1 protein-coding gene is annotated in these 695 nt (G+C 40.6%); it reads right to left on the minus strand.

Features of this window, described 5'->3' with window-relative positions; translation table 11 throughout:
• The coding region (locus ACS8FC_RS17675) for a site-specific integrase (RefSeq protein WP_439297750.1) at positions 1 to 568 on the minus strand (568 nt) is incomplete at its 3' end.
• Between the last annotated feature and the right edge of the window lie 127 nt (positions 569 to 695).

Below are 695 nucleotides of genomic sequence, written 5' to 3' on the forward strand. Positions count from 1 at the left end.
TTTGCGCAGCAATCCATTCAGGAGACTCGCCTGCAGCAAGCCAAAGAGTGGCAGCCGTATGTCTACTTTGATAGGGATTACGTATATCAAGCTCCAGATATCGCAATAACGGATACCAAACTCTCTTTGTCACATTGCGATGACTCAAAGGAGTACCTGCTTTTGTACTAAACACAAACTCACTTCGATGTTTAGTGAAGCTCTGCTGCTCAATCAATGCATCGTAAACCAGTTGATTCATGTGGATAATACGATTAGAGCCGGAAGTTTTAGTGTCACCTATAACACCTCCAACAATTGCTTGATCAATAACGATTTGTCTACGTTCAAAGTCAATATTTTTCCACGGTAAACCGTCAATTTCACCTGTACGCATGCCTGTAAAAAACCGTACTGTGAAATATGGCTTATAGTCTACTCTGACGTTGTCAATGATGAGCATGACTTCCTCTAAGGTAAAAGGACTAACATTACTTTTAGGTACACTTAGTGGCTTTATATTCTTCCAAGGGTTCTCAAAATCAAAACGCTCAGATGCTTCGGTAATCACCATACGTAATGGGGTCATAATGTGATTGATTCGAGATGCTGATAAAAGCCGTCCATTATTTCCCTCCTTGACTAGATTACCCCGAAAAGCCATTATTTTAGCTTTGTTGATGGTATTTAGTGGCACATTGCCAAAATGGGGAAGT

It is taken from the genome of Psychrobacter sp. 1Y4 (genome assembly GCF_051847555.1).